The organism is Metabacillus niabensis, from assembly GCF_902829255.1.
In the GTDB taxonomy this organism is placed as follows: Bacteria; Bacillota; Bacilli; order Bacillales; family Bacillaceae; genus Metabacillus; species Metabacillus niabensis.
This window is the reverse complement of the sequence record NZ_CADEPK010000051.1, coordinates 1-21354: the sequence shown is the minus strand read 5'-3', so window position 1 is coordinate 21354 and position 21354 is coordinate 1. Positions and strand designations below refer to the sequence as shown.

The following is a 21354-nucleotide window of genomic DNA, read 5'->3' as shown; positions in this document are numbered from 1 at the left end:
GAGTATTCATTCAAAGGGGGAATAAGCATGATCAAACGCATTAAAAAAGCTGCTGTTATTGGTTCTGGAATAATGGGATCGGGAATTGCAGCACATTTAGCAAATATCGGCATCCCTGTTTTACTTCTAGATATTGTACCTCATGAATTGAATGATGATGAAAAGAAGAATGGTCTATCATTATCTGACAAAGTCGTTCGAAATCGAATTGCTACCTCTGCCATTCAATCATTAACAAAGCAAAAACCAGCCCCACTGACAATACAAGAAAATAGCAAATTAATTGAGGCTGGTAACCTCGAAGATGATTTACCAAATATTTCAGAAGTTGATTGGGTTATTGAAGTTGTTGTTGAAAACCTTGATGTAAAGAAAAAAGTGTTTACTGAAATAGATAAATACCGAAAACAAGGAAGCATCATTAGTTCAAATACGTCAGGTATTTCAGTCGAAGCAATGGCTGAAGGAAGATCAGAAGACTTCAGGCAGCATTTTTTAGGAACTCATTTCTTCAATCCTCCTCGATATTTAAAGCTATTGGAAGTCATTCCAACAAAGGATACAGCTGAAGAAGTTTTATCCTTTATGAAGAAATTTGGTGAGGATATTCTCGGAAAAGGAGTCGTTGAGGCAAAGGATACACCGAATTTTATTGCCAATCGCATCGGCACATATGGCTTGCTTATTACGGTAAAAGAAATGCTTAAAAGCGGCTACAGCGTTGGGGAAATTGACTCAGTAACAGGACCTTTAATTGGAAGGCCGAAAAGTGCAACATTTCGTACTCTAGATGTAGTGGGCTTAGATACCTTTGCACATGTGGCAAACAATGTGTATGAGCAAGTTGAGGGAAAGGAGAAGGAAGTTTTTGAAATTCCTGCATTTATGTCAAAGATGCTTGATAACAATTGGCTTGGAAGCAAAAGTGGGCAAGGCTTTTACAAAAAAGAGGGAAAAGAAATTCTCGAATTAAACCCTGCAACACTTGAATATGAGCAAAGAAAAACATTACAGGCACAATCAATTGAACTTGCGAAACAAGCTAAGGGAGCCTCTAATAAGTTGAAAGCGCTTTTCTCCTCAGAGGATCGGGCTGGATCTTTATTAAAAAGCATCATCATTCCAACGCTTGTATACTCTGCGGAAATGCTCGGTGAAATTGCTGACGACATTGTTGCGATTGATCGTGCAATGAAATGGGGATTCGGTTGGGAACAAGGGCCATTTGAGCTTTGGGATGCAGTCGGAGTTTCAAAGGTGCTAAAGGAAATAGAAAACCAAGGTTTCATAGCACCAGATTGGGTGTTAGAAATGGTCGCAAAAGGAAATGAGAGCTTTTATCGAAATGAGAATGGAGTGCTATTTTACTATAAAAATGGTGAATATCGTCAAATTATCGAAAATCCAAAGACTATTAACTTAAAAACATATAAAGAAGTAAATGGTGTCATTAAGAAAAACAGTGGTGCAAGCTTAATTGACCTAGGGGATAATGTGGCACTATTAGAGTTTCATTCGAAAAGCAATGCGATTGGCTTTGATATTATTCAAATGATTAATTATGCGATTGATGAAGTTGAAAAAAATTATAAAGGTCTTGTAATTGGGAATCAAGGGAAAAACTTTTGTGTTGGTGCAAACCTTGGAATGATTTTAATGGAAGCACAGGATGATAATTATTTTGAAATTGATCTAGTTATTAGACAATTTCAACAGGCCATGATGAAACTGAAATATAGTCAAAAGCCTGTTGTTGCTGCCCCATTTGGGATGACTTTAGGTGGTGGAGCTGAAATATGCTTACCATCAAGCAGCATCCAAGCATCTAGTGAGACTTATATGGGCTTAGTCGAGGTTGGAGTCGGGGTAATTCCAGGTGGAGGCGGAAATAAAGAACTCTACATTAAACATCTAAGCAGTATGCCACAAAATGTAGACTTTGATTTACAGTCGGTCGCAAATAAAGTATTTGAGATAATTGCGATGGCAAAGGTATCCACCTCTGCTGCAGAAGCAAGGAAAAACTCTTTTCTAAATCAACACGACAACATTAGCATAAATGGTGATCATCTATTATATGATGCAAAGCAACGAGTCATTGAGCTCCATGATAATGGCTATCTACCGCCAATTCGTAAAAAAATACCTGTTGTAGGTGAAACGGGGTATGCGACAATGCTCCTTGGTGCACAGTCGATGCATTTATCTGGATTTATTTCAGACCATGACTTAAAGATTGCCAAAAAACTAGCCTTTGTTATAGCTGGAGGAAGAGTCCCGTTTGGAACAGAGGTTGATGAACAATATTTATTAGATTTAGAGAGAGAAGCGTTTTTAAGTTTAGTAGCTGAGGCGAAATCCCAGCAGCGTATGCAGCATATGCTTTTAAAAGGGAAACCGCTCAGAAATTAATGAACGATAAATTAATTTCAGCAAATGTTTTGTAACGATCGGAAACAAAGGGGAGGTTGGAGTTATGAAGGAAGCAGTCATTGTCGCTGGAGCAAGAACACCAGTTGGGAAAGCGAAGAAGGGAACATTAGCAAATATGCGTCCTGATGATTTAGGGGCAATTGTTGTAAAAGAAACGTTAAAGCGAGCAGGTGATTACGAGGGAAATATTGATGATTTAATTATTGGCTGCGCAACACCGGAGGCAGAGCAAGGCTTAAATATGGCTAGAAATATCGGTGCACTTGCAGGCCTTCCTTATACAGTGCCTGCGATTACAATTAATCGTTACTGCTCCTCTGGCTTACAAAGCATTGCATTTGCGGCAGAAAAAATCATACTAGGTCATGCAAATACATCGATTGCTGGTGGTGTTGAATCCATGAGCTTAGTCCCGATGATGGGGCATATTGTTAGACCAAATGCAAAGCTAGCAGAAGAAGCACCTGAATATTATATGGGGATGGGACATACAGCAGAACAGGTAGCGAAAAAGTATGGAATTACGAGAGAAGAGCAGGATGCATTTTCAGTAAGAAGCCACCAAAGGGCGTCAAATGCAATAAAAGAGGGGAAATTTGCCGAAGAAATTGTACCAGTTGAAGTTGTAATAAAAACAGTTGGACCTGATCATAAGCTTCAGGAGAATCGGAAAATTTTCCAGCAGGATGAGGGGGTCAGGGTAAATACAAATTTGGATGTCCTAGCTTCACTTCGTCCTGCTTTTTCTACAACGGGGACGGTTACTGCTGGAAATTCATCACAAACAAGTGATGGGGCTGCAGCCGTTCTATTAATGGAACGTGAAAAGGCAGAAGCAGAAGGATACACACCGATTGCAAAGTTTCGCTCATTTGCTGTCGCTGGAGTTCCACCTGAAATAATGGGGATTGGTCCAGTTGCAGCTGTGCCATTAGCGTTAAAATATGCCGGGCTTGAGCTTTCTGATATCGGTTTATTTGAGGTAAATGAAGCATTTGCTTCCCAAGCGATTCAAGTCATTCGGGAGCTCGGCTTAGATGAAGAAAAGGTGAATGTGAATGGTGGGGCAATTGCACTAGGTCATCCATTAGGATGCTCTGGTACGAAATTGACTTTAACTCTTATTCATGAAATGAAACGACGTCAAGAACAATTTGGAATAGTAACAATGTGTATTGGTGGTGGTATGGGAGCAGCGGGAGTATTTGAATTAATATAGGAATGTAATTGTAAGGGGTACTTAGTGTTTACATTAAACATGAAAATGGGGGAATATTCATGTCAAAAGCGGCTGAGGCAATTATTAAAGGTGGAAGCTTTTTAATCGAGGATTTAACGTATGAACAAATTTTCACACCAGAGGATTTTACCGATGAGCATAAAATGATTGCAAAAACGACAGAGGATTTTGTTGTAAATGAGGTATTGCCACATCTTGATGATATTGAAAATCATCAATTTGATAAGTCTGTGAAACTATTAAAAAAAGCAGGGGAGCTTGGCTTACTTGGAGCCGATGTACCGGAGGAATACGGCGGGATCGGTCTTGATAAAATAAGCTCAGCGTTAATTACCGAAAAAATCTCCCGTGCAGGAAGCTTTTCTTTATCTTTTGGGGCACATGTTGGGATTGGCTCGCTACCGATTGTTTTATTCGGAAATGAGGAGCAAAAGCAAAAATATTTACCAGACCTTGCAACTGGAGAAAAATTAGCAGCCTATGCATTAACTGAGCCAAACTCCGGATCTGATGCGCTAGGGGCGAGAGCTGTAGCAAAGCTAAATCAAGAAGGGACTCATTACCTTTTAAATGGAGAAAAGCAATGGATTACAAACTCCGGCTTTGCTGACATATTTATCGTATATGCAAAGGTAGATGGTGAACATTTTTCTGCATTTATTGTTGAGAAGGAATTTAAAGGTGTGTCGACAGGACCTGAAGAAAAGAAAATGGGAATTAAGGGCTCCTCTACAAGAACATTAATACTTGAAGATGTCGCGGTTCCAAAGGAAAATTTATTAGGTGAACTAGGTAAAGGTCACGTCATAGCCTTTAATATTCTTAATATTGGTCGTTATAAATTAGCGGTCGGTACAATTGGCGGCGCAAAAAGAGTAATTGATCTATCTGTCCAATATGCAAATCAGCGCCAGCAATTCAAAACACCGATTTCTCGCTTTTCGTTAATTGGAGAAAAATTAGCGAATATGGCAGTGAAAACATACGTTATGGAAAGCTCTGTTTATCGAACTGTAGGATTATTCGAAGATCGAATGAGTCGTTTAACAGCTGAACAATTACAGGATGGAAAAGAAGTAGCAAGCGCTATTGCAGAGTATGCAATAGAGTGTTCTTTGAACAAGGTGTTTGGTTCTGAAACACTTGATTATGTCGTAGACGAAGGAGTGCAAATCCACGGCGGCTACGGATTTATGGCTGAATATGAAGTAGAAAGAATTTATCGTGATTCACGAATTAATCGGATTTTTGAAGGAACAAATGAAATAAATCGCCTCCTAGTCCCTGGAACTTATTTACGGAAAGCATTAAAAGGAGAGCTACCATTATTCCAAAAAGCACAAAGCTTACAGGAGGAATTAATGATGCTTATGCCTGAGGAGGTAGGCGATGGGACATTAGAGCAAGAAAAGCATCTTTTGAAAAATGCGAAGAAAATTGCTATTTTAATCACGGGGCTTGCTGCACAAAAATATGGGAAAGACCTTCAGAAGGAGCAAGAGGTTCTTGTCAATATTGCAGATATTGTAAGCAATATTTATGCAATGGAATCAGCTATCCTCCGAACAGAAAAAGCAATTGCTCGCACTGGAGAGGAAAAGAACAAGCAAAAGCTTCTCTACACCGAAGTATATTGTCAGGAGGCCTTCAATGAAATTGAAGCACACGCAAAAGAGACACTAATTGCCGTAGAAACAGGTGATTCGTTACGGATGATGCTTTCGGCATTACGAAAATTTACACGTCATACACCGATAAATGTTATTAGTAAAAAACGTGAGATTGCCAAAGTGTTGATTGAGAAAAATGCTTATTTAGCATAAATAACAAGAGACTTAAGCAAAGACGCTTGGATAATTGAACTGCAGCCAATTGTTGGAGAATATCTAACAATTGGAGGTGCGGTTCAAATAACCAAGCGTTTTGTTTATGGAATAAAAACAAAAATATTGCCAAAAGTTAACCAAGATATTATAATTACTTTATCATTTTGTTAGGGGGTTTTAAAATGCCGTTGATAAGAGTTGATGTAGTAGAGGGCCGTGATGAAAGGTCTCTAAAAGAATTATTGGATGCGATTCACCGAGCTGTTGTAAAAGCATTTGACGTACCTGAAAGAGATCGTTACCAAATTGTTAGCCAGCATCCAGCAAATGAACTAATCATCCAAGACACAGGCTTAGGTTTTGAAAGAAGCAAGGATGTTGTTGTGATTAGCGTAACAAGTACTGAAAGAAGCACGAAACAAAAGAAGGAGTTCTATCAATTAGTTGCTGAAGAGCTAGAGAAAAGCTGTGGGATAACATCTAATAATATTATGATATCGATCGTAACAAATGGAGCAGCAGACTGGAGCTTTGGATTTGGTGAAGCACAATTTTTATTAGGACAGCTATAGTAACCCTATATTGATTGTTATGGTGAGATATTTCCATGTTTTATAGAAAGAACAATTTTTCATTTTATATAAGACACATCTAAAAATAATCTAATATGACTTTTGCCACCTCAAACAGATATATTGATAGCTAAACTTTATGAAAAGGATTTAAAACCATTTTTTAATACTTCTATAAGGTCTGTACTGGAATAATCAGAGCAGACCTTTCCTTTTTCTGAAATATCCCAATTCATTGTACCTTTAAACCATTTATATAGTAGCCTACTAATCTTACATTTTAATAAATTACCTTCCTCTTTTTCTATAAGGATATCACTGTTTAAATTTGAACAGATGCATGAGGCTCCTGCTTAGATAATTATGGCAAAGGGAAACCTTCCAGACGTTAATAAACTAAGCTTAAGAACCACCAAGGGCGTGCCTCTTGCTGAAATCAACAACAAAGTATTACAGAAACGTCTATAAGTATGTATACATGCATATTAATTGAGCTAGTAATAATGAACATAAGATAATTCTCAAGAATTACCCATGAAAATATAAAAAACATAGAAAAATAATTGACTGAAAGCGTTTTTAGTATTAAGATAGAGTCAGACATAACCAAAAGATAACCAAAATATAATAATCTATAAATAATGACATAAGGTTATCGCTAGATTTACAGGCGGCAATAGGACCTTCACTCATGCTCTTCTCTAGTACAAATTTAATAAAGGAAAACTATTTCAAATTAATCGAAGCAGTAGGAGTGAACTGCATGCTCCACAGAAAACGAGCAGCACCAATGTGAAGGTTGACTTTACTGCTTGCCACAACTACTTAAATAGCAACAATGTTATAAAAATGGCCCTACTTTAGGGGAAATCGCTAAGGAGGAAGTTGAAATGTCTGAAGTAATCACGAGGGTTAAAAAGCTAAAAAACTTTATAAATGGTGATTGGGTAGAAAGTAAAACGACTCAATATGAAGATGTTTACAATCCTGCTACAAATGAAATAATTGCTCAAGTGCCTATTTCAACAAAAGAAGAAGTTGATTATGCGGTAGAAGTTGCTGCAAAGGCATTTAAGGAATGGCGAAATGTTCCAGTTCAAAAACGGGCTAGAGTTTTATTTAACTTCCAACAGCTTTTGCAAAATAATAAAAAGGAGCTAGCTCGAATTATTACACTTGAAAATGGTAAAAACCTTACGGAAGCATTAGGTGAGGTTGGACGCGGAATTGAGAATGTAGAATTTGCTACAGGAGCACCTACTCTCATGATGGGGGATTCCTTAACTACAATTGCAACAGATGTTGAGATTACGAATTACCGTTATCCAATTGGAGTTGTTGGAGGTATTACACCTTTTAACTTTCCGATGATGGTACCTTGCTGGATGTTCCCAATGGCGATTGCGGTAGGAAATACATTTGTTCTTAAACCATCTGAAAGAACTCCTATGCTAGCTGAAAAATTAGCAGAGCTATTAGAAGAAGCTGGTCTTCCAAAAGGTGTATTCAATATGGTACATGGTGCACATGATGTTGTAAATGGTCTATTGGATCATCCAGAGGTAAAGGCGATTTCATTTGTAGGCTCACAGCCAGTTGGTGAGTATGTATATAAACGAGGAAGTGCAAATTTAAAACGTGTTCAAGCGTTAACTGGGGCAAAGAACCACTCAATCGTTTTACAGGATGCTGATTTAGAGCATGCAACGACAAATGTGATTGCTTCAGCATTTGGTTCAGCAGGTGAGCGCTGTATGGCTTGCTCTGTTGTAGCTGTTGAAGATGATATTGCAGATGCGTTTTTACAAAGATTAATAGAGAAAACAAAAGAAGTACAAATTGGGAATGGACTTGATGAAGGTGTATTTTTAGGTCCAGTTATTCGCGAGCAAAATAAACAACGAACTTTAGAATATATTCAAAAAGGAATTAATGAAGGTGCTAAATTAGTATGTGATGGTCGTCAGTCTGTACCTGAGGAAGGGTATTTTGTTGGACCAACAATTTTTGATGAGGTAACAACAGATATGAGCATTTGGAAGGACGAAATTTTTGCACCAGTTTTATCAATTATACGTGTGAAAAATTTAAAAGAGGCAGTTGAAATAACAAATAAATCAGAATTTGCAAATGGTGCTTGCATTTATACATCAAATGCTTCTTCCATCCGTTACTTCCGTGAAAATATTGATGCAGGTATGTTGGGAGTAAACTTAGGTGTACCGGCACCAATGGCATTCTTCCCATTCTCTGGCTGGAAATCGTCCTTCTATGGTACTTTACATGCAAATGGTAAGGATAGTGTTGATTTCTATACGCGTAAAAAGGTAGTAACAGCTAACTATAAAGCACCAACTTTTGAATGAAATGAAAACCCTCCGCTATTATCTCTATAGGAGTTTTATAGGATAATAGCAATTCTCATTTTAACTTAAACAAAAGGAGCGCACATACAATGAGTAAATTACTCCGAAAACCAAAAGCAGTTGAAATATCGCCAGGTGTAACACTCATACATGATGTCATGACAGATAGTTCATTATTGGAGTTCGTTGGAATGAAGGTCATTGATTTGAATCCTGGTGCTACATATACAGAAGATTTAGACAAGGTAGAATGTTGTATTGTTGCTTTAACTGGTAAAATTACTGTTTCTGATCAACAAGTAACGTTTGAAAATATCGGGACAAGAGAGTGTGTATTTGAGAAGAAGCCAACTGATAGTGTGTATGTTTCAAATAATCAGCAATTTCAAATTGAAGCGAATAGTCAGGCAAGAGTAGTTCTCTGTTATTCTCCATCACAACAGCAATTGCCGACAAAGCTAATTAAAGCAGAAGATAATCAAATTGAATATCGCGGAAAATATAGCAATAAACGATTAGTTCATAATATTTTACCTGATTCAAATCCTGCTGCTAATAGCTTGCTCGTTGTTGAAGTATTCACTGATAGTGGCAATTGGTCTAGCTATCCACCACATAAACATGATCAGAATAACCTGCCATATGAATCTTTCTTAGAAGAGACGTATTATCATGAGATGAATCCAAAGCAAGGCTTTGTCTTTCAGCGCGTTTATACAGATGATCGCACATTAGATGAAACAATGGCAGTGGAAAACGGAGATGTTGTCATAGTGCCGAAAGGATATCATCCAGTTGCTGTTCCTGACGGCTATGATTCTTATTACTTAAATATTATGGCCGGTCCTAAACGTATTTGGAAATTCCATAACGAACGTGCGCATGAATGGATCTTAGAGAGAAAATAAAAAGGTAAGGGAGATGTTCATTTTGAAATTGGAGTTTAATCCTAAAGCTGAGTTCGATATGATTGCAATCGGTAGAGCATGTATCGATTTAAATGCAGTGGAGTATAACAGACCGATGGAAGAAACGATGACGTTCAAAAAATATGTTGGCGGTTCTCCGGCAAATATCGCAATTGGTGCATCAAAATTAGGCTTGAAGACAGGATTTATTGGGAAGCTAGCAGATGATCAGCACGGCCGATTTATAAAAAATTACATGGCGGAAGTCGGTGTTGATACATCACAAATGCCTATAGATAATGATGGACATAAAACAGGCTTAGCTTTCACGGAAATTAAAAGCCCTGAGGAATGCAGCATTTTAATGTATCGAGATGAAGTGGCAGATCTTTATTTAAATCCCTCTGAAGTAAGTGAGGAGTATATAAGAAAGGCAAAGGTGCTTCTTGTATCAGGCACAGCCTTAGCGAAAAGTCCTTCTCGTGAGGCTGTACTGAAGGCTGTTCATCTTGCAAAGAAAAATGATGTTCAAGTATTTTTTGAATTGGACTATCGCGGTTATACGTGGGAATCTCAATTAGAAACTTCTATCTATTATACACTTGTTGCTCAGCAATCAGATGTTGTAATTGGTACTCGAGACGAATTTGATGTGCTGGAAAATCGTGAAAATGGAAGTAATGAAGCAACAATTCATGAGTTATTTAAGCATTCTCCAAAGCTAATTGTGATCAAACATGGTGTTGAGGGGTCTTATGCATATGCGAAAACAGGAGAAATATTCAAAGGTAAAGCATATTTAACTAAGGTATTAAAAACATTTGGTGCGGGTGACTCATATGCCTCTGCTTTTCTATATGCACTGATAAATGGAATGGATATTGATACTGCATTGAAATATGGCAGTGCTTCTGCTGCAATTGTCGTTAGTAAGCATAGCTCATCTGAGGCGATGCCTACAGTGAAAGAAATTGAACAGCTAATAGCAGAGAGGGAAGCAGTTTACCAAAATAAGTAAGAGGTGAAAGGGTATGGGGAAAATTAGATTAACCACATCACAAGCTTTAATCAAATTTTTAAATCAGCAGTATATTAATGTAGATGGAGAGGAATTCCCTTTTGTTGAAGGTGTTTTTAATGTGTTTGGCCATGGAAATGTATTAGGGATTGGGCAAGCGCTTGAACAAGATGCAGGTCATTTAAAAGTCATTCAAGGTAAAAATGAACAAGGAATGGCACATGCAGCAATTGCTTATAGTAAACAAATGCTTCGACAAAAAATCTATGCTGTTACAACCTCTGTTGGACCAGGCTCAGCAAATCTAGCTGCAGCCGCAGGAACAGCATTAGCTAATAATATACCAGTTTTGCTTTTACCTGGAGATACGTTTGCCACAAGACAGCCAGATCCAGTATTACAGCAAGTAGAGCATGAATATAGTTTAGCTGTCACAACAAATGATGCATTAAAGCCGGTTTCTCGCTACTGGGATCGTATTACTCGCCCCGAGCAGTTAATGTCAAGCTTAATTCGCGCCTTTGAAGTAATGACAGATCCGGGGAAGGCAGGTCCAGCGACCATCTGTATTGCTCAGGATGTTGAAGGAGAGGCATTTGATTATGATGAAAGGTTCTTTGAAAAAAGGGTGCATTATTTAGACCGTAAAGAACCTGTTAAACGTGAGTTAGAAGGGGCAGCAAAATTAATTAAGGACAGTAAAAGACCTGTTATTCTTGTTGGGGGAGGAGCTAAATATTCACAGGCTCGTGATATATTAGTCTCTTTATCTGAAAAACATCACATCCCATTAGTTGAAACACAAGCTGGTAAAGCAACGGTCGAAAGTACGTTTAAAAATAATCTAGGTGGTTTGGGAATTACTGGTACGTTAGCAGCAAATAAGGCTGCCCGTCAAGCTGATTTAATTATTGGAATTGGAACAAGATATACAGATTTTGCAACCTCTTCTAAAACGGCCTTTAATTTTGACAATGCGAAATTTTTAAATATAAACGTTAGCCGTCTTCATGCCTATAAGCTGGATGCGTTCCAAGTAGTTGCAGATGCCAAGGTGACCTTGGAACAATTGGCACCATTATTAGAGGGGTATGTAAGTGAATTCGGGTCAACCATTTTTGAATTGAAAGAAGAGTGGACAGCTGAAAGAGAGCGTCTAAGCAACATTCAATTTAAACGTGAAGGGTTTGAGCCTGAGGTAAAAAATCACTTTTCACAAGAAATATTGAATGAATATGCAGATCAGTTAAATACTGAATTGGCGCAAACGACTGCATTAATCACAGTTAATGATGTCATTGCACCAGACAGTACAATCATTACCGCAGCAGGATCGCTACCTGGTGATGTTCAACGTATTTGGAATCCGACTGTTCCTAATACGTATAATGTTGAGTATGGATATTCCTGTATGGGATATGAGGTATCGGGTGCACTAGGAATTAAATTGGCGGAGCCTGATAAAGAGGTATATTCACTTGTTGGTGATGGAAGCTTTCTCATGCTGCACTCTGAGCTAATAACTGCTATTCAATATAACTACAAAATTAATGTAGTCCTTTTTGATAATTCAGGGTTTGGATGTATTAATAATCTCCAAATGGATCACGGTGGTGGAAGCTACTTCTGTGAATTTAGAACACATGACAATAAAATAATGAATATTGATTATGCAAAGGTTGCAGAAGGGTATGGTGCAAAAACTTATAAGGTTCATACAGTTCAAGAATTGAAGGCAGCCCTTGAGGATGCTAAAAAGCAAAGTGTATCAACATTAATTGATATTAAAGTGCTACCAAAAACAATGACTGACGGCTATGAAAGCTGGTGGAATGTTGGGGTTGCAGAAGTTTCTCAAAAGGAAAGCATTCAAAAGGCGAATGATAGTAGAAAGAAAATGCTACAAACTGCAAAGCAATATTAAATGAGAAAAGCGAGGTGATGAATTTACATGTTAACAACATCTACGAAGCTAGTATCAATGAAAAAGATGCTCACTAAAGCAAGAGAAGGAAAGTATGCGATCGGTCAATTTAATATGAATAGCTTCCAATGGGTGGAGGCTATATTAGAAGCGGCACAGGAAGAGCAGGCACCTGTTATTGTTGCATCATCTGATAGACTTGTAGACTATTTAGGTGGATTTCATCTTATTTCTACCGTTGTTCGTCAACTTGTAGAGAATAAAGGGATTACAGTTCCAGTTGCCTTGCATCTGGATCATGGTACAAGTGTAGAAAGATGTAAGGAAGCAATTGATGCTGGTTATACATCTGTTATGATTGATGGCTCGCACTTTTCAATAGAAGAAAATATTGCTATGACAAAGGAAGTCGTTGAATATGCAAGACCTCGTGGAGTATCTGTTGAAGCAGAGGTTGGTACAGTTGGCGGAAATGAGGATGGAATGATCGGTGGAATTCAATATGCTGATCCGGTTCATTGTAGCCGGATTGTTGAAGAAACAGGAATAGACGCGTTAGCAGCGGCGCTTGGATCCGTCCATGGACCATACCAAGGTGAACCAAAATTAGGCTTTGCAGAAATGAAGGAAATAGCTGATTTAATCAATATACCTTTAGTACTGCACGGTGGATCGGGAATTCCTCTTTACCAAATCCAAAAAACAATCGAGCTTGGTCATGCCAAAATAAATGTAAATACAGAATGCTTACAGGCGTGGACTGCGGCTATACGAAATGTTTTAGAAAATGATCAAGACATATATGATGCTCGTTCAATTATGATACATGGAAAAGAAGCAGTAAAGGAAACGGTTAAAGCTAAGATTAGGGAATTTGGATCAAATCATAAAGCATAAACTAGATGAGGGTGTTAGCGATTAAGGCATTCACTCTCTTTTTTTGTATGCATCTTGATTGGAAGTGATGACAGGTTGGAAAGAAAACAATCGACTAAATACTTATTTATCATCATCTCTTTTTTATTATGGTTTCCTCATTTTATTTATGTTCCTATTTTATCACCTTATATGGAATCAATTGGAGGGCAATATTCCTTTATTGGAATCGTACTAAGCAGCTATGGATTATTACAACTTTTGTGCAGACTGCCGATTGGAATCATATCAGACCTTGTGAAATATAGAAAGCCTTTTATTATTTTTGGAATGTTTTCGAGCTTTCTTAGTTGTCTAATTTATCTTCTTACTGAAAATCTTTGGATGATCTTTTTAGCGCGTTCTTTAGCAGGATTATCAGCTTCCTCTTGGGTAGTGTTTACCGTCTTATTTCCAACCTTTTATGACGATAAACACGTTCATAAAGCGATGGGGACGATTTCATTTATAGTTGTGCTCGCTCAATTATTAGGAATGAGCTTTAGTGGATATCTTGTAGATGAATGGGGCTGGAGGGCGCCTTTTATAATTGGTAGCATATTTAGTTTAGTCGGTATGATACTTTCCTTTTTCATTACAGAATATAAAAATGCCATAACTATGGAAGCATTCAGTTTAAAGGATGCTATTGCTATTATTAAAGAGCCTTCTTTGTTGAAAGTTTCAGTGCTTTCAATATTGGCACATAGTATGATTTTTTCTACAGTGTTTGGATTTACTTCTAATTATGCGTTGTCAATTGGATTTAGTACAAGTGAAATAACCTGGAATGTCATCGTATTTATGATTCCACATGCTATTGCCACGCTTTTTATGGGGAGAATTCTTATTCCTCGGATAGGAGAATGGCGGGCATTACAGCTGGCATTTCTTTATGCAGCACCTACAACGTTCATCATCCCGTTTATCGAATCGAAGGGGATATTTCTAGTTGTTCAGGGGGTAAAAGGATTTTTCCTTGGAATTATTTTTCCGCTATTACTAGGGCTAGCAATTGAAAAAATTGCGAAAGAAAAGAGAGCTACCGCAATGGGTGCTTATCAGGCAATATATGCAATTGGTATTTGTTTAGGGCCGTTATGTACTGGAATTGTCAATTCGCTATTTAGTATGAAAGTAGGGTTTTACTTTGTCGGATGTTTAGGCTTGATCGCCACGTATTTAGTTTGGCAATGGAGTCCAAGCAAGCGGATGGTCTATTCAAAAGAGTTCATATCCTCACGAACAGAATCAAAAAGCTGATGGAATATAACTATTCTCTGAACGTGGAGAATAGTTTTTTGTTTTACATGCAAGAAATAATCTAGTTTGATGAAGAATTGAGAATTGCAATGGTGCTTGTTGAGTAAAAGTTGAGTAATTTTTTTGAACGAATTTCAAAAAAATAATTGACTGAAAGCGTTTTTAATATTATTATTTACACATAGATAACCAATAGTTAACCAACAACTAATAAAATGTTAACTATATTAAACTAAAATAGGAATGGAGGTATTGAAAAAAATAACGAAAGGAAAAATAGATTAAAAGCTTATTACATAAGATGCTACTTATCTCAAACTTTGAAAAAAATAATTCCGCAATTTGAAAGCACTTATACTAAATCGAAGGGGGAGGTTGCATTGAGTAAACAGAGGATTACATGGGGAATTGCTCCAATTGGCTGGAGAAATGATGATATCCCAGAAATCGGTGCAGGAAATACACTTTCACATTTATTGAGTGACATTGTAGTTGCTGGTTTTGAAGGAACAGAAGTTGGTGGTTTTTTTCCTGAACCTAAAGTTCTTAACAAGGAATTAAAGCTTCGAAACTTAAAAATTGCCGGGAAATGGTTTAGTAGTTTTATTATTCGAGACGGTTTAGTAAGTGTGTCTCAATTGTTCCATGAGCATTGTCAGTATTTAAAAGAGGTTCATGCAAATGTTGCGGTTGTATCAGAGCAAACATACAGTGTTCAAGGGACAGTGCAGAATGTGTTTGCCAACAAGCCTTGTTTTACTGATGAAGAATGGGAACGTCTATGTGAGGGCTTAAATGAATTAGGGAAAATTGCAAATCAGTATGATTTAAAATTAGTTTATCACCATCATATGGGAACAGGAATCCAGACAAAAGAAGAGGTTGATAGACTAATGGAAAATACCGATTCACAGTATGTGCATTTATTGTATGATACTGGTCATATTTTTGTATCTGATGGTGATTATTTAGCAATACTTGATAAGCATATTACACGGATCAAGCACGTCCATTTCAAAGATGTTCGTCAAAATGTAAAAGAACAATGTGAAAAAATTGGGAAATCATTTCAACAATCCTTTTTGGCTGGAATGTTTACTGTACCTGGAGATGGATGTATTGATTTTACAAAGGTATATAAAAAGCTAATAAATTCAAATTATCATGGCTGGATTGTCGTTGAAGCTGAACAAGACCCACAGATCGCACATCCTTTAGAGTATGCTTTAATGGCCCGGGGATATATTGATGAAAAGTTAATGAGCATCAAGAACAATGCATTAATGAGTAATTAATAAAGTGCTCCTTGGGGGGATAAAGGAATGAATAATCAAATCGGAGTTAATAAAGGAGAACAAAAAAGGGCATTACGTAAAATAACGATTATATCAACATTCGGAGGATTACTTTTTGGATATGATACAGGTGTAATTAATGGTGCATTACCTTTTATGGCACGGCCAGATGAACTGAATCTTACACCTGTAATAGAAGGACTTGTTACAAGTTCATTGCTTTTTGGAGCAGCATTTGGAGCAGTTTTTGGTGGAAGATTATCAGATAGATTTGGTCGCCGTAAAATGATTCTTAATCTTGCGTTACTATTTTTCTTCGCTACGATAGGTTGTGCAATTTCACCTACAGCAACAGTAATGATTATATGTCGCTTTTTACTAGGGTTAGCTGTTGGAGCGGCGTCAGTTATGGTCCCAGCCTTTTTAGCGGAAATGTCACCAGCTGAGAATCGGGGGAGAATGGTTACCCAAAATGAGCTAATGATTGTTACCGGTCAATTGTTAGCATTTACGTTTAATGCAATTCTTGGTAATACAATTGGTCAAGAATCTGCTAATGTTTGGCGTTGGATGCTTGTAATTGCTTCATTACCTGCTGTTTTATTATGGTTTGGAATGAGAATTGTTCCAGAAAGTCCCCGTTGGCTCGCATCAAAGGGGAAAATTGGTGAGGCACTTCGCGTTCTTCAACAAATTCGTCAGGCGGATAAGGCGGAATCTGAGCTTAAAGAAATTCAAGATAATCTTGCACAGGAATCAAATATTTCTCAAGCAACCTTTAAAGATTTAAATATATCGTGGGTCCGAAGAATTTTGTTGATTGGTATCGGAATTGCGATTGTTCAGCAAATAACTGGTGTTAACTCGATAATGTATTACGGTACGCAAATTTTACAAGAGTCAGGTTTTTCAACAGATGCTGCCTTAATAGCGAATATTGCAAATGGGGTCATTTCAGTTTTAGCTACTTTTGTTGGTATTTGGTTACTAGGCAAGGTTGGAAGGCGTCCAATGCTTATTGTAGGCTTGATTGGGACTACTATAGCATTAACACTTATAGGAGTATTCTCATTTGTATTAAATGGTTCGGCAATACTTCCTATTGTCGTATTAAGTTTGACCGTTACATTCCTTACATTTCAACAAGGAGCAATCTCACCTGTTACATGGCTAATGTTATCTGAAATTTTCCCATTAAGGTTAAGAGGGATAGGAATGGGAGTTACGGTTTTCTGTCTTTGGATTACAAACTTTCTCGTGGGGTTTTCATTTCCTATCCTACTTAATGCAGTTGGTCTTTCCACAACATTCTTTATTTTTGCAGTATTTGGTATTGGTGCTATTACATTTGTATTTAAATGTTTACCAGAGACAAAAGGAAAATCGCTTGAACAGCTCGAACAATACTTTAGAACTTACAAATCGAATAAGCTTAAACCAGCTGTTAATGAACAGGTGGAAAATCCTAACTTATAATAGTAAGCGCTTTATATATTAGGTGATTACAAACATTTGAAATTTAACTTATTAATAGAATTGGAGGAACTTAAGATGACATTACGTTTTGGAGTTGTCGGGACAGGAGCAATTGGGAAAGAGCATATTAATAGAATTACAAATAAATTATCAGGCGGTAAAGTTATTGCAGTAACAGATGTTAATCAGGAATCTGCAAAGCAAGCAGTTGAAGCTTATCAATTAGATGCAGTTATTTATCCTGATGATAAAGCGCTTATCGCAGACCCAAATGTCGATGTTGTGCTTGTCTCAAGTTGGGGACCAGCACATGAAGAAACGGTTGTCGCAGCAGTAGAAGCCGGAAAATATGTTTTTTGTGAAAAACCATTAGCAACTACGGCGGCAGGGTGCCTCAGAATTGTAGAAGCTGAAATGAAGCAAGGGAAGAAGCTTGTTCAGGTTGGTTTCATGCGTCGTTATGATAGCGGCTATATACAATTAAAGCAAGCAATTGAAGGCAATGAAATTGGTGAGCCATTAATGATTCGTGCTGCACACCGTAATCCACAAGTTGGTGAGAGCTATACGACAGATATGGCAGTAACAGATACATTAATTCATGAAATTGATGTACTACATTGGTTAATTGATGATGACTATAAATCAGTTCAGGTTCATTTTCCAAGGAAAACAAAATATTCACATGCAAATCTTCAGGACCCTCAATTGTTTACAATAACAACAAACCGTGGAATTGTTATAAGTGTAGAAGTATTTGTTAATTGTCAGTACGGTTATGATATTCAATGTGAAGTAATTGGGGATGAAGGGATTGTGAAGCTACCTGAATTTCAAAGTGTCGTTCTACGGAAAAATCAAAAATTAAGCTCAACGATTTTAAACGATTGGAAATATCGGTTTATGGATGCGTATAATGTGGAAATTCAAGACTTTATTGATTCCATTACAAAGGATGGGAAACCAAATGGACCAACCTCTTGGGATGGTTACATTGCAGCGGTAACGTCAGATGCATGTGTAAAAGCTCAGCAAACAGGTGAAGAAGAGCTCATTCACCTACAGGAAAGACCGGCATTTTATAGTGAAAAAGGACTTCAAATCATCTGATAAATGAGGATTAAAAAACGGAAAGCAGTTATGAGAAAAAATGGAATTGGGGATGATTGAGATGAAATTATGCTTTAATCAAGCGACTACTTTAGAAAATTCCAACCTTATAAAAGACCTAGAATATTGCGAAAAACATGGATACGATTTTATTGAAATTCGCTCAATGGATAAATTACCTGAATATTTAGAGGAGCATTCTATTGAAGAGTTAGTAACTTACTTTCAAACCCATCACATAAAGCCATTAGCGCTTAATGCCCTTGTATTTTTTAATAATCGCGATGAAGAGGGATATAAGGAAATTATTTCACAATTTACTGAGATGTTGGAATTAGGTAAGAAAATAGGTATTAAATATATAGTTGCGGTTCCACTAGTTACCGAAGAGAAAATTCTTAAAGAGGATATAAAAACCAGCTGTCTAGAGGTTCTTACTGAATTATCAAGCTTAGCAGAGCCGTATGGAATAAAAATTGCTTTAGAATTTGTCGGACACCCAAAATGTACAGTTAATACATTTGCTCAAGCATATGAGATTGTAGAAGCGGTAAATCGCGATAACGTAGGTCTTGTTCTTGATTGTTTCCATTTCCATGCAATGGGTTCAAATATAGAGGATTTAAAAAAGGCAGATTCCTCGAAAATCTTTATTTTGCATATTGATGATACTGAGGATTTCCCTATTGGCTTTTTAACAGATGAGGATCGTTTATGGCCAGGGCAAGGTGCTATCGATTTAGATGGCATATTATCAACATTGAAAGAAATAGGCTTTTCAGATGTTGTATCAATCGAATTATTCCGTCCTGAATATTATCAATTAGAAGCTGAAGAAACGATTAAAAAAGCAAAAGAAACAACCCTTAATGTCGTTTCAAAATATTTTGAGATTGGATCAGTTGGAATAAGCCGATAAATACTAAAAGTATGGGTAACTCAAAAAGAGTTTTCCTTTATATTCTTCTTGGTCATTCTATTGTTTAGCTCGTATTAATAATATTTAAAATCTATTAAACTGCTTTTCTAATTGGATTTTTCAGAAAATATTGACTGTAAGCGTTTTTGATATTATGATCGAGGCATACATATCACCAAAAGTTAATCAATACATTACATTTTGTTTATAAGATTATATGAAACTATATTTATAAGAAGGAAGTGAAAATCTAATGCGATTAGCGTACGATCCATCACATTATCGTGATAATACGAATTTAAAAGATACGATTGATGCAGTTGCTCGATTAGGATATGAATGGGTAGAATTATCACCACGAAAAGATTTTATTTGGTTTTATGAATATCCTAAAGTTGATAAACAGCTTATCAAAGATTTAAAAAGATATTGTGCAGATGCTGGTGTTAAGATTTCTTCAGTGCTCCCTGTTCAGCAATGGTCCTCGCCAGATGAAACCGAACGCCAAGCAGCCGTGAAAAATTGGAAACGCTGTATTGAAATTACTTCTGAGTTAGAAGTAGACTTAATGAATACTGAGTTCAGTGGAGACAAAAGCCGTCCAGTCGAAAGTGAAGCTGCCTTCTTAAAATCAATGGATGAGCTTTTTCCGGTTTTTGAAAAGGAAGGGATTAAGCTAAATATTCAATCACATCCAAATGATTTTATTGAATTGAATATCGAAGCAATTAGGATGATTCGTGCGCTTGACAAAGATTGGATTAAGCTCGTCTATTCCGTACCACATGCCTTTTTCTATGATGATGGGATTGGTGATGTAGCAAAGCATATAGATGAAGCAGGTGATTTGCTAGCACATGTTTTAATTGCTGATACGATGAATCATAAAGCTGCATTTGGATTGCGTTATATCGTTAATCCACCAGGAGCTAATGTAACGATCCACCAACATTTAAATCCTGGTGAAGGTGAAATCAATTTTGATGCTTTGTATAGCAAGCTAAGAGAAATCAAGTTTGATGGAATTGTCACTAATGCTGTTTTCGCTTATCCAGATAAACCTGAGTGGTCAAATGAAATAACTTTGAAATCGATAAAAGAAGGACTTCGACTATAACAAACAAAGTTAACTAATTGGGAAGAGCAGTTTATGCTGCATTCCCTTTTTGTGTTAGAGCATGAGGAATTAAGAAGGAATTTTTGTTATAAAGCTTTAGGCGAATGTCTAAAATAACATTCGCCCTTTAATATGGATAAAAAATTAATCTGGGATAATAAGCTTAATGTTATGATTTCTAAGATAATCTAAGTAAATTTGCTCCGGCTTTGCATCTGTAATAAGAAAATTAATTTTATCCAAAGTACAGTAAGTCATGAGCCCATATTTATCAAATTTGTCATGATCAATTAACAAATATGTTTCCAAGCTTCTATTCACAACAGCTGTTTTGAGCTCGCTTTCAAATGGGGATGCATTTGTTACTCCATTTGTTAATGAGATTCCTGTAGAAGCCATAAATGCCTTCTTTATATTATACGCATTTAGCAAATCAATATATTTAATGCTCCCAAAGGAATTTGTTTTTCTTTCAAGAATCCCACCTGTTGAAATAACATTTAAATTTTCATATGGTATGGCATGTACGATAAAATTCAAGCTATTCGTTAAGATCGTTACGCTTTTATTTTTAATAAATTCAATAAGCTCAATTGTTGTCGTTCCCGAGTCAACAAAAATAATATCCCCATCATCTATAAATTGAGCCGCTACTTTTGCTATCAGTTCCTTCTCTTTTTTGTTGCGGACTTGTCTATCTTGGAAGGATTCTAATTTTGCTGATCTATCATCATTTACCGCAACACCCCCATAGACCTTTTTAAAATCACCTCTTTCAACCAGCTCCTGAACATCTCGGCGGATTGTGTTTTTCGAAACGCTAAATACCTCCATTAATTCATCCAAGGATACTGATTTATTTTCTTTTATATACTCTTCAATCTTATTAATTCGAGTTTCCTTAATCATTAAGTCACCAGCCCTGTTACAATATTTACTCATTCATATTTGTACTTATATATTACCAACAAT

16 protein-coding genes are annotated in these 21354 nt (G+C 36.8%); 15 read left to right on the top strand and 1 reads right to left on the bottom strand.

The genetic code is table 11. The annotated features are described in order from the left end of the window. Window positions 1-30 precede the first annotated feature (30 nt). The 15 genes from HU235_RS06865 (at window position 31) to HU235_RS06795 (ending at window position 20382) form a co-directional block, all read left to right on the top strand. The gene (locus tag HU235_RS06865) at window positions 31-2412 is read left to right on the top strand and encodes a 3-hydroxyacyl-CoA dehydrogenase/enoyl-CoA hydratase family protein (protein WP_174879751.1); all 2382 of its coding nucleotides are present in this window, start codon (window positions 31-33) and stop codon (window positions 2410-2412) included. A 64-nt stretch (window positions 2413-2476) separates the two neighbouring features. Next, the gene (locus HU235_RS06860) at window positions 2477-3652 is read left to right on the top strand and encodes an acetyl-CoA C-acetyltransferase (RefSeq protein WP_174879733.1); all 1176 of its coding nucleotides are present in this window, start codon (window positions 2477-2479) and stop codon (window positions 3650-3652) included. Between the two features lie 59 nt (window positions 3653-3711). After that, window positions 3712-5496, top strand: a complete 1785-nt coding sequence (locus tag HU235_RS06855; RefSeq protein ID WP_174879732.1) for an acyl-CoA dehydrogenase family protein — start codon at window positions 3712-3714, stop codon at window positions 5494-5496. Window positions 5497-5681: 185 nt separating this feature from the next. Further along, the gene (locus HU235_RS06850; RefSeq protein WP_095297422.1) at window positions 5682-6071 is read left to right on the top strand and encodes a tautomerase family protein; all 390 of its coding nucleotides are present in this window, start codon (window positions 5682-5684) and stop codon (window positions 6069-6071) included. 890 nt (window positions 6072-6961) lie between these two features. After that, complete coding sequence (locus HU235_RS06845) at window positions 6962-8437, top strand: CoA-acylating methylmalonate-semialdehyde dehydrogenase (RefSeq protein WP_370877248.1); 1476 nt, start codon at window positions 6962-6964, stop codon at window positions 8435-8437. A gap of 89 nt (window positions 8438-8526) precedes the next feature. Next, window positions 8527-9345: a 5-deoxy-glucuronate isomerase gene (gene iolB / locus HU235_RS06840; protein WP_095297424.1), complete on the top strand. Its 819-nt coding sequence runs from the start codon at window positions 8527-8529 to the stop codon at window positions 9343-9345. Between the two features lie 22 nt (window positions 9346-9367). Next, window positions 9368-10363 (top strand): 5-dehydro-2-deoxygluconokinase, encoded by a 996-nt coding sequence (iolC, locus tag HU235_RS06835; protein ID WP_095297426.1) that lies wholly within the window; start codon window positions 9368-9370, stop codon window positions 10361-10363. A gap of 13 nt (window positions 10364-10376) precedes the next feature. Beyond that, entirely contained in the window at window positions 10377-12287 is a 1911-nt protein-coding gene (gene iolD / locus HU235_RS06830; RefSeq protein ID WP_095297428.1) for a 3D-(3,5/4)-trihydroxycyclohexane-1,2-dione acylhydrolase (decyclizing), read from the top strand. Window positions 12288-12314: 27 nt separating this feature from the next. Then, window positions 12315-13184 carry a class II fructose-1,6-bisphosphate aldolase gene (gene fba / locus HU235_RS06825; RefSeq protein WP_174879731.1) on the top strand — a complete coding sequence of 290 codons (870 nt, stop codon included), beginning with the start codon at window positions 12315-12317 and terminating at the stop codon, window positions 13182-13184. Between the two features lie 75 nt (window positions 13185-13259). After that, window positions 13260-14465 carry an MFS transporter gene (locus HU235_RS06820; RefSeq protein ID WP_174879730.1) on the top strand — a complete coding sequence of 402 codons (1206 nt, stop codon included), beginning with the start codon at window positions 13260-13262 and terminating at the stop codon, window positions 14463-14465. 380 nt (window positions 14466-14845) lie between these two features. Beyond that, a complete protein-coding gene (iolE, locus tag HU235_RS06815) occupies window positions 14846-15760 on the top strand; it encodes a myo-inosose-2 dehydratase (protein ID WP_174879729.1) in 915 nt (304 codons plus the stop codon). Window positions 15761-15787: 27 nt separating this feature from the next. Next, window positions 15788-17236: a sugar porter family MFS transporter gene (locus HU235_RS06810; protein WP_095297436.1), complete on the top strand. Its 1449-nt coding sequence runs from the start codon at window positions 15788-15790 to the stop codon at window positions 17234-17236. 75 nt (window positions 17237-17311) lie between these two features. After that, entirely contained in the window at window positions 17312-18346 is a 1035-nt protein-coding gene (locus tag HU235_RS06805) for a Gfo/Idh/MocA family protein (RefSeq protein ID WP_095297438.1), read from the top strand. A 61-nt stretch (window positions 18347-18407) separates the two neighbouring features. Continuing rightward, window positions 18408-19265: a 2-keto-myo-inositol isomerase gene (gene iolI / locus HU235_RS06800; protein WP_174879728.1), complete on the top strand. Its 858-nt coding sequence runs from the start codon at window positions 18408-18410 to the stop codon at window positions 19263-19265. A 253-nt stretch (window positions 19266-19518) separates the two neighbouring features. Further along, window positions 19519-20382, top strand: coding sequence for a sugar phosphate isomerase/epimerase family protein (locus tag HU235_RS06795; RefSeq protein ID WP_174879727.1), 864 nt, complete (start codon window positions 19519-19521; stop codon window positions 20380-20382). Between the two features lie 144 nt (window positions 20383-20526). Here the strand turns inward: HU235_RS06795 and HU235_RS06790 are convergent, their stop codons facing one another. Further along, complete coding sequence (locus tag HU235_RS06790; protein ID WP_145581398.1) at window positions 20527-21291, bottom strand: DeoR/GlpR family DNA-binding transcription regulator; 765 nt, start codon at window positions 21289-21291, stop codon at window positions 20527-20529. Between the last annotated feature and the right edge of the window lie 63 nt (window positions 21292-21354).